This window comes from Streptomyces sp. NPDC020917, from assembly GCF_044333795.1.
GTDB lineage: Bacteria > Actinomycetota > Actinomycetes > Streptomycetales > Streptomycetaceae > Actinacidiphila.
This window is the reverse complement of record NZ_JBIRRR010000003.1, coordinates 347620-361870: the sequence shown is the minus strand read 5'-3', so window position 1 is coordinate 361870 and position 14251 is coordinate 347620. Positions and strand designations below refer to the sequence as shown.

Sequence of the window (14251 nt, the reverse complement as noted above, 5' to 3'; positions counted from 1 at the left end):
TCGTGGTCATGCGCCGAGTCCCCTGCGTTGAGTGAATTTCATGAATCCGAAGGAGGCGACGAAAGTGAACACCGCCAAGATCACGGACTCGGCTGCCGCCGAGTTGTAGTTGCCGGTGTTGGCGGCGTACTGGGCGGCCATGATCGGCGTGTAGGTGCTGGTGACCGCGGCCGCCTCGCGCTGGAGGATGGCCGGTTCCGTGTACAACTGCGCGGTGCCGATGATCGAGAAGATCGTCGTCAGGATCAGGGCCGGTCGCAGGAGCGGGATCTTCACATGCCAGGCCAGCCGCCAGCCGGAGCACCCGTCCATCACCGCAGCCTCTGCCAGCTCGCCCGGGATCGCCTGCAGCGCCGAGTACAGGATGAGCATGTTGTAACCGGTCCACGCCCAGGTCAGCATGTTGCCGATCGAGACCAGTGCCAGTCCTCCGGACAGGAAGTCCACGTTCATACCGAGGTGCTTGAACGCGGCCGTGAACGGGCTGACGCTGGGGGCGTAGAGGAACGACCACATGATCGCTGCGATCGCGCCGGGCATCGCGAAGGGCAGGAAGAAGATCACTTGAAAGACCCGCTTGAACCGGGCGGACGGCGAGTCGAGCAGCAACGCGAGCAGCAGTGCGATCCCGAGCATGACCGGCACCTGGACCACCCCGAGCAGAAGCACACGCAGGATGGACCTCAGGAAGTTGCCGTCCTGCAGTGCCGTCGTGTAGTTCGCCAGGCCGGCGAAGGTCTTTGTGGGTTGTGACAGCCCCAATCCGGAACGGTGCAGCTTGAAGAAGCTCTCGTACAGGGCATAGCCGATGGGCGCGAGCATCATCGCTGCGAACAGCAGCCCGAACGGCGACAGGAAGGAAATCGCCGAGAGGGTACGTCGTCGCCCTGCCGGTGATCGCCGGACCTTGGGCTTGCGCCTGGTTCTCGGGAGTTCCTGCTCGACCGTGTTGATCGTCAATGTTGATCCCTCGTCCGCGTCGGCCACGAGGGGGCTCCACCCCTCATGGCCGACTTCGCTCAACTGCGTCGGCTCTCGCCTAGCCGACGGACAGTCCCTGGTTCTTCATCGCCGCGACCGTCTTGCTCTGTACCGTCTTGGCGACGTCGGGGATCGAACTGTTGCCCTGAGCGGCACTCTTCAAGCCGTCGACGAAGTCGGACTCGACCTGGGTCATGCTCGGACCCCACACCCAGTTCGGGTTGGTGTTCTCTGCCGCGGTCTTGAACACCTGATAGATGTTCTGTCCACCGAAGTAGGCTGACGGGGTATTGACAGCTGGCAGGTCCAGACCGCTCTTGGCCGCCGGGTAGATGCCGGTGTTCTTGATCAGATTCGTCAGGCTGTCCGTGTTGGTGCTGAACCAGGTGGCGAATTCGGTGGCCTCCTTGGGATGCTTGCATCCCTTGAGCACCGCCGTGGTGGACCCGCCGTTGTCCCCTGCCGCCTGCTCTCCCGCGTTCCACTGCGGCATGGGCGCGACCGCCCACTTGCCGGCCAGCTTCGGGAGGTTCTGTTCGATCAGCGGTGCCGCCCACACCGCGGTGATCACTGAAGCGATATGTCCTTCCTGCGCTTCCTTGAACCACGTGGTGTCAAGCGGCCCGGCCCCGGTCTTGAGCAGCTTCTTGTCGAGCAGCCCCTGCCAGTACTGGGTGACCTTCTGCGTCTCGGCACCGTCGATCGTCACCTGCCACTGATCGTTCGCCGTGCCGAACCAGTGCCCACCTGCCTGCCAGGTGTACCCGGCCATGTCATAGGAGTCCACAGGCGCGTTGATCAGGTAGTTCTCCGGACCCGCGGCATGGAACTTCTCCGCGTCCGCGGCGAAGTCCTGCCACGTTCCCGGCACGGGCAGGTGGTACTTGCTGAACAGGTCCTTGCGGTAGAACAGTGCGGTCGGGCCGGTGTCCACCGGGATCCCGAAGACCTTGTCCCCGAGGCTGGACTGCTTCCAGGTCCACTCGACGAACTGGTCCTTGCTCTGATTCGCGTACGCGGAGACGTCCTCCAGCGCGCCGTTGACCACGAAGGTCGGCACGGACTCGTTGCCGATCTGCGCGAGACACGGTGCGTTGCCCGCCTTCACCGCGTTCTGCATCTTCGTGTAGCCACCGCCGGAACCGGACGGCACTTTGCTGAAGTTGACCTTGATGTTCGGGTGGGTCTTGTTCCACAGCGCCACCGACTTGTCGTAGCCCGGCGCCCAACCCCAGAAGTCGAGGCTCACCGAACTCGAGCCCTTCGGCGAACCGGAACCGCTGTCCTTGCCCGAACTGCACGCGTTCAACGTCACGAGCGACGCGACCGCGAGGACCATCGCGCCAGCGCGCACAATCCTCCGTGGAGCCATTGGATTCTCCTAGATTTCATCCGGCCCTGCGGGCCGGCCAGAACGACGGACCTGAGTTGCGTGGTGTTCGGCTCACCAGCGGCGGCAGGTCGAGTATGAAAGTCACGCCAGATACCCGTCAAGGGTTAGATCAGATCAATCTGCGTCATCGGGAGGACAAAAGCCCTCTTATATCCGTGACATGGAAGGGTGTGTCGAGCGCAAGAGGCTTCCGCAGGGGCGTGAGGGTCGAGGAAGTATCTGCCTGCGGCCAGCGAATTCTGACCCAGCCTTCCCTCCGTGGTCGCCTGCTACAAGCTCACCGCCCGCGCCCGGCACCCGCGCCACGCCAGTGAAGCTACCGACACATACGAGTCGGTAGCTTCACTTCCATGGGGTGCCCAGGCGTCGTCGTGGTCGACGCCTCACGCAAACGGCGACAAGACTACTGAGCCACAGGACCGGCTACTTGCCGGTCACCGTGACGACCGCTTGTGCCTTGACCGACGTGCTGGCGACCGTTCCAGCCACGCTGAACCATCCCGCGTCGGCCACCTTGTCGTCCGCGATGGGATCCCAGGTCACATCGACCGGCCCGGTCGTGCCGTCGCTGTAGACGGCCTCGGCCTGTGAAGGCAGCGTCGGCACGGCGCCGATCGTCGTGTCCACGGCAATGGGTTTGACGTCGACGACGGACGCCGGCTTCTGCGGCTGGTACACCCCGAACTCGGCCAGGCCACACTCCGCACCGGCTGGGTTCTGGTACGTGTTGTCGGGATCGATGGTGAACTTCAGCCAGCTGGTCTTGACGGGCGCATCAAGCGTCACGACGTTGTCCGGTTGACCATCCCACTGGATACCGGTGACCCGCTTGCTGCCGCCTTCCCATTCCAGGACTCCGTCCACGATCTGGTTGACGGACTGCCCGCGATCGACCAGATTGATGTGATCAACCTCCACGGGAGTGGGGAAGTCGAGTCTTATCCACGGAGTCAGGTCGGCCTGCTTCGCCGCCCAGGACGTGGCGTTGGAACCGTCGACCGCCATCGTGCCGAGATAGCGGGAGTCCTGGGTGTTGCCGTCCGGGACGCCGTTCCGGTCTCGGACCGAGGAGACCGTCACGGTCGCCTGACTGGCGATGTTGGCGCTGTGTGCGGTGATCGCTTCCAGGTTGGACCGCACCTTCACCCCGTCCAGCGTCACGACCGCGTCAGCAGTCGCCTGGAATGTGCTGGTGATCGGCTGCTTGAGCACGATGGTGTCACTGCCCGGGACGTTCTCCAGGCGGTCGTCGCTGAGCTCGTAGGCCACCGTCGCCTTGGAGAGGTTCGCCTTCTCGCCCGAGCTCAGGGTGCCCTCAACCGTTCCGACGATCGGCTCGTCCGTGTTGATGTCGCTCTTGTTGAGCGACAGCTTCACTTCTTTGAGGAACACCGGAAGGGACAGCCGGCCGGATGCATCCACGTCGACGAAGAAGTAGTCGCTTGCGCGGTACCCGTCCAACTCCGCGGTCACGTTGATTCTGGTGCGCCCCTTCCCGGCGGCCGTCACCACGCCGCCGGCCTCGACCGTGGCCACGGACGGATCCTCGCTGGTGAAGGTCAACTGTGCGTGTCCCAGGCCGATCCGCTGACCGAGGAAGGAGGATCCTGTGACATCGACCGCGGCGGTGCGGCCCTCCGCTCCCACCTTCGGATCCAGTGTGATACTGCCGAGTGCGGTGAGATCTCTCAACGAGAAGGCCTGGACTTCGAGTACGTCGATGGGGCTGCCGTTCTGGCCACCGCCGGGGAACGAGACCCTCACGTAACGCGCCTTCACGCTGGACTGGTTCGGGTCGACCGGGTAGTTGTAGTACAGGCCGTCCTGTTCCCAGCCGTACAGCGTCGTGTCGCTCGTCGGAACAGCCTGGGTGTTCCTCGACGTCGGCAGCCCCGGCCCGGACAGGACCGACGTCTCGTTACCCGTGGTCCAGGTGGCACCGTCCTGGCTGTACTCGATCTTCACCTTCTTCGGCACGTCGTAGTAGGTCACGTTGTCGGCGTTCGGCATGTGGTGGTTGAAGAAGACGTTGACGCGGGTGAGTTCCTGCATCTTCTTGAGGTCGTAGGTGATGCTGGGGGATGCGTCACCGGCCGGCGCGACCCACTTGTCGGAGTTGCCTCCCGAGGCGTCGTTGACAGTGCCGTCGGACAAGGCGCCGGCGTGCGCGCTGTCGGTGGACACCTGCGGCACGATCCCCTGTGCGGCGTTGAAGTCGGGGAGGAGCGTGATGTAGTTCCGGGTCGAGGTGTAGGTCTTCCCGTCCACCGTGATGTCGGCCCAGTAGCTGTACATCGTCGGGTCGGTGACCCTGCCGGTGAACTTCATGGTGGTGCCGTCGACGGTGAAGGGCACGTCGCCGGACGGTACCTCAGTGACCTCGATCTTGCCGCTGGCGTTGTTGCGGTTGCCGTTGACGGTTGCGTAGTGGTAAACGACCTTGGAGGGCTTGAGGATGTCGACCGAGCCGCCCTTGCGGGTGAAGGCCTTGAAGGTCACGGGGACGTCCTTGTTCGTCGAGAACTGGCCCCAGAACAACGCCCCCTTCGTCAGCATGTTCACGCCGACAAGCGGCAGTGCCGCCGAGATCGCGCCGTCGTGCACCGTGACCGGATACGTGTCGGTCTTGACCTGGGGCGCGTTCACACCGTCGTCGTAGGTTGCCGTCACGGTGATGGTCGCGGTTCCGTCGTCGCCGGCGTTGACCCGGCCGGAGCCGCCCACATGTGCGACCTTCTTGTTGTCGCTGGTGAACGTGAGCTTCGCCGGCGCGAAGACGTTGGTGTAGTCGTTCATGTAGCACTCGGCCCTGAGCTGCAGGGCCTTGGTCGAGGTCTGGCTGCTGAACAGCTTGACGCTCGTCATCTTGTAGTCCCGGACCGGGCTCTTCGTCCTGATCTTGATGATCGTGTCGATGGGATCCGATGTCACCGTGGACGTGTCGATGGTGATGTAGTACTTGTCGCCGTCCTGCTCCATGGTGAACGGCAGCGCGGTTCCCTTGTTCAGCCACTCCACGGCGTCGACCTTGTAGTCGAACGGACCGATCCGGCTCATCTGAGCCTGGCCGTCGAAACCCGACTTCGCCACGCCGGAGATCTGGTTCTTGATCATGTGCATGTAGACGTACTGGTCGCGAGCCATGGCGTAGCCCCAGTCGGGACCCTGACCGTGGGCGATGGCCTTCTGCGGATCGGTGTACCAGCCTGGTTTGGGCGTGTAGTCCATGGTGTACGGCGTGGTGCCGTACATGGACTCGCGCAGATCAGGACCTCGGTTGTTGTCCATCCACTTCACGATCGACGTGCGCATGTCCGACAGCTGCTGTGAGGAGATCGGCACCATCGAGAAGATGTTGGTGTTGTCCAGATTGCTGCTCAGGTTGTCCAGGCCGCGGGTCACGGCTATCGAGGAGTCATAGTTCATGACGTAGCCGTGGCCGTACTGGTCGATCATCTCCTTTGCCGCGTCGGCCCAGTCGTCCCGCTCATTGCCCTTGGCGTATTGGGTCCAGACGTCCAGGGCCGTGGTGTAGGGATCGTTCCATTCCTCGTGGGCGACCTTCCTGCCCTGCGGCAGGACTCCGCTGCTCCAGCCGCCGTCCGTGTACGGCTCGCTGTTCCAGAACGGCCGCTCGTGCAGGGTGATGTCCTGATCGCCGGTTTGCGGATTCGGGTTCGCGTCGATGAGTACCCGGTCGTTGTAGTTGCGGGCCGAACTCCAGGCGACGTCGACGTTGGCATAGGACTCCGGGCCGCCATCGGCGAACACGTACCAGGGGTTGTATCGCGCCACCAGGCCCTGGATGTCGCTTTCAGGAAGCGCCGCGCCCTTGTACAGGGCTGAGAAGTAGACACCGAACTTCAGACCGTAACGCTCGGCAGCTTCCTTGGCCTGCTCGACGCGGTCCTTCACGTGCCAGGTGCCGTCATCGGCCTGGTACAGCGAGTTGTACTTGTACTGAGTGTTGCTGTCACTCGGGGTCAGGTCCGCGTTCGGTGACGGCCAGTAGTAGACGGTGTTCTGGACGCTTTCTGTCGAAAGCATCGTCATACCCATCTCTTTGGCGGTCTGGGCCCATTCGTCGTAGTTGAAGTTCGGGTCGTACAGGTTCGGCATGGTCCCTGTGGTGTGGGACAGGGCCGACATCTTCCCGTCGATGAACCAGTCGACCGGGTTCCTCTTGACGGTGATGGTGTAGTGCTGCGTGGCGGAGGCGCCTTGAGCGTCGGTCACCTTCACGGTGAAGGCGTAGTCCTTCTGCGACGTGCCTTCCGCGCCCTTCGGGACCGTGCCGTCGATGTGACCGTCGGTCGCCAGCGTGAGCCCGGGCGGCAGCTGGCCGTCGGCGACGGTCCACGAGTACCCGGGAGTCCCACCGGCTGCCTGGAAGGAGAACGGGGACGCCTGCGGGGCGTTGCCCGACGTGTTTCGCTTGCCGTCGATCGTCGCGACCATTCCGACGTAAGGGTTCTCGTCGTAGGCGTAGGGCAGGCTGTTGGACGGATAGTCGTTCGCCGGCGTGTTCGCGTTGCGCTTCTCGAACGCGGCCCGATCAACGCTGAGCCCTGTCGTTGCAACGGAGAGGTGGTTGTCGGGCGTGTTCGGTCCTGCCACGGAGTACGTCAGGCCGGAGACGAGGTTGCCGCTGCCGTCGCAGAGTCTCGCGTAGAAGCCGAGGAAGTTCTTGTTCTTGCTGGGGTTCTTGTGCTGGATCTCGAGGAGGAGCTTGTTCCAGCCCTGCTTCAACTGAATGGGGTACTTCGTACCGTTCTTGCTGACGTCGCCTGGGACGCCGGCTTGCTGCCCGACCTGCGCGTCGTTTGCGAACAGCCGGTACACGCCCGAGCCGCCCACCTGCCACTGAACATCCTGTGTGGTCGGGCTGTAGACGTAACTGGCGGCCACAACCCACTTGTTGGTGGTGGCTTGGCCCTGCTTGACGTCGAAGTAGCCCATCAGATCGTTGTAGTCGTCGTAGTTCCGGTTGAAGATGCGATCGTCGAAGTACTGCCAGGTCGACGTCTCGCTGCTGCTCCGGTCGGCAAGAGACGTGCCGATGGAGGGGACAACCGGTACGGGAGACTGCTCGACCACCGGATCGGTGTAGGGTCCGGCAACCGCCCATTGGTTCACGTACGGCGCCGTGCCGCCGGTCTGATTCGCCTGGGCCTGCGGCCCCATGGCCATATTGCCCACCGCAAAGGCGAGCGCCATGACGGTGGTGACGACGCCGCACTGGAACGTGCGAAATCTCTTCATGCTACCTCCTTGCGCCTGTCGAAATTGTTCGAAATGGCTTGAAATAGCAGATTCCCCTGGCGTGCAGACTTTGGGTGCGTCAGCCACCACAGCTGTTCCTCAAGTCGCGCGATCGAGCCGGTCCCCTGTCTGTACCGCCGCGTCCAGGAACCTGGGTGAGGATGTTTCAGATGCTGCTCAGGCGGCGTGAAGTAGATCAGATCCATTCATGGTTGACAAGGGTTCGCGCAGGCGCAGGCGCAGGTGTGGTGCCAGGAGTTCTCGATTGCCCAGTGCCCGCGCACCTTTGCACCCAGGCCGGCGGGGCCCGGCCTGGTGAGTATCGAGGCTGGTGACGGCGTAGACCGTCTACCCGTTGCGCTCGGCTGGTTTGCCTTGACCACCGCGATGTAGTGGGTGTTCTTCTCCTGCGCCAGCCCGCGCACCTCGTCCTTGACGCTGTGGAGGGCGTCGAAGGTGACCACAATGCCGACCGGATCGAGTGGTTCCTTCAGCGGGCGGAAGGTGGCCGTCTCGTTGGTCTTGGCTCGGTCCGTCGACGCGGTGTGATGGGTTCCGATGCGTCCGGGGGCTCTGTCGGGCAAGGCGTTGCGAGGCCCAAATGCGCCTTGAGGTGAGTCACGGGTTTGCGCACTCGTCGGCTATGCCCCGGCCGCCGGCTCCGCGTGCGGTCCGCACTCGTGCCGTGCTCGGGCCGGGGTTCGGGCAGGCTGGCGCAGGAACGGCGGGTCCGGGACTCGTCCGCCCCGGCGCCGTGTCACCACCCAGGTTCGCCGAATCCGATACCGGGTGCCGTGGGGGCATGCACCATCCCGTCCTGGTGCACGGCGGCTTCACGCACGATGGGATTGGTGTAGACGAGCGACTCGTAGTAGGTGGTGTTCGGGATCGCCATGCACAAGTGGGCGTTGACGACTCCGGATCCGTGCACCTCTGCCCGCAACTGGAAGCTGTCGGCCAGGTGAGCGATCCGGAGCGCACCGGTGATGCCGCCCTTGTACTGCGCACTCGTCCTGACATAGCCGGCCGTGCCGGCCGCGATGTAATCCGCCATGTTCCAGTGCGCGCCGTCCGAGGTCTCCCCCACGAGCAGCGGGACGCTGACGCGTTCGCCCAGGCGCTGGTAGGCGGTGACGCTGAACTCGCGCATCGGTTCCTCGTACCAGGCGTAGCCCGCCTCGGCGAGGGCCTGGCCGACATAGACCGCGTCGGCCAGGTCGAAGCCCGCCGAGCCGTCGTACATCAACGGCACCGCGTCACCGACATGGGCCCGCAACTTCTGGCACAGCTCCGCGTCCGCGCGGGCATCACCCCAGGCATGCAGCTTGATCGCGCGGTATCCCGCTTCAAGACACTGGTCGGCGACGTCGAGGTACTCCTCGACGCTGGAGAAGGTGACGGTGCTGGCATAGGCGGGCAGTGCCTCGCGATACGAACCCAGCAGGCGGTATGCCGGCACGCCCGCCGCCTTCGCCGCGATGTCCCACAGCGCGACGTCGACCAGTCCCAGCGCATAGATCGGAAACTCTTCTATGCGGTCCAGCTCCCACAGGCGGTGCCACAGAAGTTCGCGCGCCAGCGCGTCCCGACCGATCAGGTCCTCGCGGATCCGCCGCTTCACGATGTCGGCCACGATGACGCCCCGGCGGGTGTGCGCCTCGCCGACCAGGCCGTCATCGGTGTGCACCCGCAGGATGCCGCCGGTCACCGGACCTTCCGAACCCGGCAGCCCCTTGCGCCAGTTGAACGACGGTTGCGCGGGCAGGTCGACGAGTTCGACGGTGACATCGGTGATACGCATGGTGTGTTCTCACGCCCTTGGAAACGTACGGATCTCAGGAAGAGGTGTCGCGGTGGGGTAGGAGGCGGTTGCTGAACTCGCGGTGGAACTGGCTAATGGTCATGTCGATGTGCTCGGCCATGCCATGAGCGACTCGGCCCGCTCCTCGTCGCCCGACTCGATCGCCGCTGCGATGGCCTGGTGCTGCTCGGCGGCCACCGCCAGCTCCAGGATCCGCTCACCCGCGATCTCATCACCAGGGCGATACGCGCCAGGGGCACCGCCGGGCTGGGCGGCGGAGCCCAGGTCAGGGCCAGTCACATCGTCCTCCTTCAAGGTCTGCGGTCCGCCCGCAGGCGCTGCGCGCCCGCCGCCGTCTCGCGCTGGACGGTGGAGATGTTTCATGTCTATACATGAGCGCCGAGGTTAGTGAATCACATCTAGGGTCTTGACGCGAGAGGCTGACCCCTCCCAGACTCGTCTCGCTCAAGGCGATCGACACCAGGACACCTACTGGGCATGCTCCTCACGGAGCTGCGCTCAGGGCAGTCCGGAACCATCGGACACCGTGGCCGTCGATCACAGCGGGTGGCACGCCATGCCCGGAAATTGATCGGATTCATCCTCGCTCGCTCCTCATGGCCGGCCCCTCACAGCCACTGCTCCGATGATCACCGTCTTCATCCATCTGCAACGACACCTCATCCAGGGAGTCGCCTCCACCGCAGCAGGGGCTGGACCGTCAGGGTGCGCAACAACGCTGTCGCGGGTGGGAACCCGGCCAGGACGAAAGGGCACCGCGGAACCGATAGCAGACGACTGAACCAGAGCGGGGCTCCAACGCCACCGGCCGCGCCAAAGGAGTTCTGCTCCAGGCGGCGGCTTCCTTTGCGCTGCCCGGGATTTCCCGTACTGACACACCTATGAGCAACTCGGAGGAAACATGGACAGGCGGAGTTTCTTGATCGCCAGTGGTGCCAGCTCGCTCGCCGCGATCGGGGTCCCTGCGCTGGCTGAGCCGGCATCCGCGGTGGACGAACCGAAGTCGTGGCGGATCAAGGCGGGGTTCCTGGCGATAGACCTCGACTCGGCGGGCCGTGTGGTCAGCCTTGTGGACCTGCGCAACGGTACCGACTACGTGTCGTCGGACCGCACGACGCCCCTGGTGTCGGTCGTGCTGGCGGACGGGCAGCAGGAAACCCCTTCCCGGGTGCGGGGTTCCCGTCGAGACCCGCGGACGCTCGTGTTCAGCAGCGACAGGGTGACGGTCCGGGTGAGGATCGCCACGTATGCGACGTACACGACGCTTGAGGTTGTCAGGCTGGACGCAGCACCGGGTGTCGAGGTGCAGACGCTGCTGTGGGGGCCGCTGGCGACGACTGCCGAGACGGTGGGCGAGGATGTCGGCGTGGTCGGTGACAGCCGCTTCGTGTTCGGCATGCACCCACTCAATGACAAGACGGTCGGCGCCTGGCCGTTGGAGTTCGGCGCGTTCGGGTTCGGCGCGGATATCGTCCCCCGGCCGATGACCGGACTCCAGACCGACTGGAGCGCCGCGGCGAAGACATCCTGGGGCAGCATGCTGCGGGCCTACACCTACGACTACAGCACCGTGCGCATCAGGGACGGCCAGATCCCCACCGGCCCGCTGCCGGGACCCGAAGGGAAGATCGTCGGGTCGAAGCTGGCCGTGTTCGGCAGCGCACCGGACCTCGTGTTCACCGTTCTCAGCCAGGTCGCACAGGAGCAGCATCTGCTGTATCCGACCATCGACGGGCAGTGGCAGAAGGTGGCCGAGGCGACCCGGCAGCCGTTCCTGACGCTGTCCGACCTGAGCTCCGGGAACCTGGCACAGGCTGTCGAGTTCGCCCGGCAGGCGGGGATCAAGAACGTCTACGCCCTCAATGCGGACGGGCCCTGGAAGTCGCACGGGCACTACCAGTTCAACAGCGCGTTCGGTGGGTCGGACGCCGCGGCGGCCCAGATGGTGGCGACCGCTGCGGCGAGTGGAGTGCGGGTCGGCGTGCACACGCTGCCCCCCTTCATCGACTCCAACGACCCGTACATCGTTCCGGCTCCGGCCGACAAGCGGCTCACGCACGGCCGCACGGTGAAGCTGACCCGCCCCCTCGCCGCGACCGACACGACCCTGTACGCCGACGGCGACTCGGGCGGAGGCGGCTACATCATCGGCCACCGGCTGCGCCTGGGCGACGAGTTTCTCACCTTCAAGGCGGTGAGCCAGGTGAGCGCGGGGGAGTGGCAGTTCACCGGCGTCAGCCGTGCGCAATGGAAGTCCGCCGCGGCGGCGTATCCCGTGGGGACCGACGCCACCCGTATCACCGAGAACCAGTACGGCGGGGCACGAGCCGACCTGCCGATCCTCGACGAGATCGCCACCCGTCTGGCCACGGCGTGCAACACCACCGGCATCAAGAACATCTCGTTCGACGGGCTGGAGGAGGCAGGCTGGAGCGGCTGGAGCGGCCAGGGCTTCGCCCACCTCGTCAACGGCTTCCGCCGGCAACTGACGTCCCAGGAAGGCCTCATCAACGAGGCATCCAACCCGTCGTCCAACAGCTGGTGCGCCCAGTCGCGCATCAGCTGGGGCGGCATCGGCTGGTCGGACTCCAACTACGAGACGGTCACCAGCCACTGCGCATTCTATCGGGACAACTACCTTCCGCTCATGGGCGGTTCGCTCCCGATCGGTGGGAACACGCGGACGCTCGACATCGAGAAGAACATGGCGCTGGCCGCATCCCTGGACGCGAGGTTCGGCTGGTTCCAGACGAGCGCGAGCAGCCTGTCCTCAGGATCCAACACCGCGGCAGTCCTCGGCGCGATCAAGATCTGGGACTCGGCCCTCGCATCCGGTGCCTTCACGCCCGCACAGCGGCAGCTCATGACCGACCAGAGCAAGTACTGGCACCTGGCCGAAGTGACCGCGGGCAAGCAATGGACGCTGCAGGAACTGGACGCGAAGGGCAGTCCGGTCGGCGCGGCACAGGCGGTGAACGCGCCGGAGCCCGGCATCACCACACCCGAGCCGACCGATGGCGTCGTGGGTGAGCTGTACGCGTTCAAGGTGACGTCAAGCACACCGCAGACCATTCGGTACGAGATCACGTCCGGCGGGTTGCCGGCCGGACTCACCCTCAACAAGGACACCGGCGGCATCACGGGCGTGCCCACGAGGAAGGGCACTGCCACGTTCACTGTCACCGCCCGCAACACCGACGGTGTCCCGGACGCGGCGGCCTCCTACCACATGAACATCGCACCGTCGCAGGCAAGTTGACCGCAGGCACTGCTCATGTGCGTGAAGCGGAAGTCGGTGGAGCCGAGTCGCTTGCGCGTGAGGATCGGCGTCGGTGGGGGCAGGCGGCCAAGCACGGAAGCGCAAGGGCTCGCTGGGCAGTGGCTGGTCGTCGCCTGTCTGTCTGCCCCACCTTTGCGTACCGTAGTGTCCGGAAAGGTCCACTCTCGGTGGGAAGGAAGTAGGCATGCCGGCGCAGGAGTTCGCGACATGCGCGGTGCACGGTGGGGACGACGGCGACGGTCATCCTGGGACGCCGTGGACGCCCCCGCAAGAGCCGCCCTCCCCGGATGGTGACACGCCGCCTGGAGACGGTACCCACCGAAGGTGAACCTGGCCGGTCGCGAGGAGGCGGTGCGGCCAGGCTGGGCGCAACTGGTGCGATCGCTGGCGGCTTCCGGCGTGCTGGTGCCGCCGTGGACGCAGGTGTTCGAGGGCCTCGACCGCGCGCGGTTCCTGCCGCAGGTGATGTGGCCGTACGACATGAATTCCAGGAACACCACGGCCAGCGACCGGGCAAACGACCCTGACGCCTGGTTCGGCTACGCCGACGCCAACATTCCGGTCACCACGCAATGGGACGACGGTCGCCACGACGGCACGGCACCTGGCAGGGTGCCCACCTCGTCGGCATCCGCGCCCTCGGTCGTCGCAGCGATGCTGCACGCCCTGGACGTGCGTGACGGGATGCGGGTACTGGAGATCGGCACGGGGTCCGGGTGGAGCGCCGGCCTGCTCACACGCCGCCTGGGCGGGCAACAGGTCACCAGCATCGAAGTGGACCCTGCCGTTGCGGCCGCCGCGGCGGCCGCGCTCCACCAGGCCGGCCTGTTCCCGGAACTGGTGGTGGGCGACGGCCTGCTCGGGCATCCGCAGGGGGTGCCGTTCGACAGGGTGGTGGCGACCATGGCGGTGCGTTCCATCCCCTACGCGTGGGTGCGGCAGGCTGCGGCGCGGGGAGTCGTGGTGACGCCGTGGGGGACGCATTTCTCCAACGCCGACGCCGTTGTACGGCTCACCGTTGCCGACGACCACAACCAAGCAGAGGGCCGCTTCATCAGGCCGGTGGAGTTCATGAAGGCCCGCTCCCACCGGTTGGCCAGAGCCGCGCACGCCGAGTACGTGCCTGGCGGCGACGTCGTCGCGGGGGCCGACCACATCGCCACCACCAGCCTTCCCGCGGCCGACCTCACGGATCCTGCGTTCTCCTTCGTCGCCGGCCTGCTCGTGGGCCGCGACTGCGTCAGCGTGAGCGACCGGCGCGGCCCAGATGTCGCTTACTGGCTGTACGGGATCTCGGACCGCTCCTGGGCTGCCGCAGTTCTGCACGACGACCGGCAGACATCCACCGTCTACCAGGGCGGCCCACGCCGCTTGTGGGACGAGGTCGAGGCCGTCCACGACTGGTGGGCCACCGCTGGGCAGCCCGGCATCACCCGGTTCGGTTTGACGGTCACTCCCCACGCTGAGACAGCATGGCTCGACACCCCCCAACAGCCCGTTCCGGCTGCCTGAG

7 protein-coding genes are annotated in these 14251 nt (G+C 65.4%); 2 read left to right on the top strand and 5 right to left on the bottom strand.

The genetic code is table 11. From position 1 onward, the window contains the following. Nucleotides 1–6 precede the first annotated feature (6 nt). The 5 genes from ACH4TG_RS08745 to ACH4TG_RS08725 all read right to left on the bottom strand — a co-directional run bounded on the left by ACH4TG_RS08745 (nucleotide 7) and on the right by ACH4TG_RS08725 (nucleotide 9737). Entirely contained in the window at nucleotides 7–987 is a 981-nt protein-coding gene (locus tag ACH4TG_RS08745; protein WP_398241452.1) for a carbohydrate ABC transporter permease, read from the bottom strand. Nucleotides 988–1039: 52 nt separating this feature from the next. Further along, the gene (locus tag ACH4TG_RS08740; protein WP_398241451.1) at nucleotides 1040–2335 is read right to left on the bottom strand and encodes an ABC transporter substrate-binding protein; all 1296 of its coding nucleotides are present in this window, start codon (nucleotides 2333–2335) and stop codon (nucleotides 1040–1042) included. Between the two features lie 462 nt (nucleotides 2336–2797). After that, entirely contained in the window at nucleotides 2798–7636 is a 4839-nt protein-coding gene (locus ACH4TG_RS08735) for a putative Ig domain-containing protein (RefSeq protein WP_398241450.1), read from the bottom strand. Nucleotides 7637–8393: 757 nt separating this feature from the next. Beyond that, nucleotides 8394–9437, bottom strand: a complete 1044-nt coding sequence (locus ACH4TG_RS08730; protein WP_398241449.1) for an enolase C-terminal domain-like protein — start codon at nucleotides 9435–9437, stop codon at nucleotides 8394–8396. A gap of 99 nt (nucleotides 9438–9536) precedes the next feature. Further along, nucleotides 9537–9737, bottom strand: coding sequence for a hypothetical protein (locus ACH4TG_RS08725; RefSeq protein ID WP_398241448.1), 201 nt, complete (start codon nucleotides 9735–9737; stop codon nucleotides 9537–9539). A 622-nt stretch (nucleotides 9738–10359) separates the two neighbouring features. Between ACH4TG_RS08725 and ACH4TG_RS08720 the strand changes: the two genes are divergently transcribed. Beyond that, a complete protein-coding gene (locus ACH4TG_RS08720) occupies nucleotides 10360–12717 on the top strand; it encodes an Ig domain-containing protein (RefSeq protein WP_398241447.1) in 2358 nt (785 codons plus the stop codon). A gap of 345 nt (nucleotides 12718–13062) precedes the next feature. Then, on the top strand, nucleotides 13063–14250 hold the full coding sequence (locus ACH4TG_RS08715) for a methyltransferase domain-containing protein (RefSeq protein ID WP_398241446.1): 1188 nt from the start codon (nucleotides 13063–13065) through the stop codon (nucleotides 14248–14250). The last annotated feature ends 1 nt before the right edge of the window (nucleotide 14251 follow it).

Bases quoted from the DNA above. Each gene is read 5' to 3' on its own strand.
- ACH4TG_RS08730 (WP_398241449.1), bottom strand. From the start codon at position 9,437: ATGCGTATCACCGATGTCACCGTCGAACTCGTCGACCTGCCCGCGCAA.
- ACH4TG_RS08720 (WP_398241447.1), top strand. From the start codon at position 10,360: ATGGACAGGCGGAGTTTCTTGATCGCCAGTGGTGCCAGCTCGCTCGCC.
- ACH4TG_RS08735 (WP_398241450.1), bottom strand. From the start codon at position 7,636: ATGAAGAGATTTCGCACGTTCCAGTGCGGCGTCGTCACCACCGTCATG.